We start from the raw sequence: 1,647 nt of genomic DNA, 5'->3' as shown, positions 1-1,647 counted from the left end.
GGATCTGGCCCAATAAAGATTATTCCATTTTCAATACATTTTCTAGCGAACTCACTATTCTCTGATAAGAATCCATATCCAGGATGGATGGCATCCACACCTGCTTCAAGTGCAACATGAATCAACTCATCAATATCCAAATATGGTTTAAGGGGCTGATCGTCTCGTCCGATTTGATACGATTCATCACACTTATAACGGTGCATTGAGTATCTATCTTCGTGTGTATAAACGCCAACCGTTCTCACACCTATTTCAACACATGCACGAAATATCCTAATTGCAATTTCGCCTCTATTGGCAACTAGAACACTATTAATTTTCATTCGTTTTGCTCGTCTCGACTGCTTCATCTTTACGCTGAAATTTTATTTTAAATATTTACTGATAATATATTTTCGATTAATAGCTTTTAACTCAAGCTACATCGATATTTCCTTCTATTTTCCCTTCCCAAAGAAAATCCTGCAAATATAAGTCAAATCGATAAAATCAAAACTTTAAAAATGCGAATAAATCAACCTTTCTATTTTTTACAGTTAAGCTCGGTTTTTACCCCTCTAATTGGTACAATTTTTTATTTTTGTTAGCATTACTACTCTATAAGCAAAGAACGATTATGAGAAATACCATACTAGCAATCATTACCTTAGGAATTATCTTATCCGGATGTTCCAATTCGCAAGACAAAACCGCAAATTCTATAACCCCTGCAAGAGGAGGTGTTAATTACGGTGGAGTATTTCGATTTAATTTAAAAAATGATTACAGAAGCCTCTTTCCTCATTCCATTGTTGAATCTTCTGCATGGTATATTAACGATCAAATTTACGAAGGCTTAGTAGATGTTGACCCAGCTTCACTGGCAGTAAAACCTCATCTAGCAGAAAGCTGGAGCTTCGATGAAGCTAAAAATGCATATACATTCAAAATAAGAAAAGGTGTTTATTTCAGAAACGATTCTTGTTTTGAAGGCGGAAAAGGAAGAGAACTTAATGCAAATGATGTTAAATATTGTTTCGACTTATTATGTACTGCTAATCCAACCAATTTAGGTTTTTCATATACGCTCGCAGATATCGTTATAGGAGCAAACGAGCATTATAGACAGAGTGCAATGGGTAATCTTATTGAAGGCGGTGTTTCCGGAATTACTGTTGAAGATGACTTTACAATAAAAGTTAAACTTAAAAACCCACATCCTGATTTCTTAAAGATACTTTCTACTTCGTTTTGCTGGATCTTCCCTAAAGAAGCGTACGAGAAATATGGACTAGAAATGAATAATAGGGCTATTGGGACCGGACCTTTTTACATCGCATCTTCAGAAAAAGGCAACCATGTTCAATTAAAAAGAAATGAAAATTATTGGAAAATAGATGAACATGGAAATCAACTTCCTTATTTAGATGGCATCTTAATTAGTTTCATGTCGGATAAACGAGTAGAACTTTTAGAATTTAAAAAAGGAAATCTCGATATGGTTTCAAATCTACCCGTTGCATTTATCAATAACTTTTTCGGAGAGTTCAACATAGACACTAGTATAACGTCCGGATATCAAGTGCACATTCAACCTGGGTTAAACACCTCTTTCTTGGCTTTCAATCAAAACAATGTCGATAATATTTTTCAAGATAAAAATGT

2 protein-coding genes are annotated in these 1,647 nt (G+C 34.3%); one reads left to right on the top strand and one right to left on the bottom strand.

Going from position 1 to position 1,647, the window contains the following annotated elements; all coding sequences use genetic code 11:
- A partial coding sequence (locus HRT72_05990; GenBank protein ID NQY67257.1) for a hypothetical protein occupies positions 1 to 326 on the bottom strand: 326 nt, incomplete at its 3' end.
- A gap of 293 nt (positions 327 to 619) precedes the next feature.
- Between HRT72_05990 and HRT72_05985 the strand changes: the two genes are divergently transcribed.
- Positions 620 to 1,647 (top strand): ABC transporter substrate-binding protein (locus tag HRT72_05985; protein ID NQY67256.1); only part of this gene is annotated, 1,028 nt, incomplete at its 3' end.

The sequence above is a fragment of the Flavobacteriales bacterium genome, from assembly GCA_013214975.1.
Classification (GTDB): domain Bacteria; phylum Bacteroidota; class Bacteroidia; order DT-38; family DT-38; genus DT-38.
This window is presented reverse-complemented; position numbering and strand designations above follow the sequence as displayed.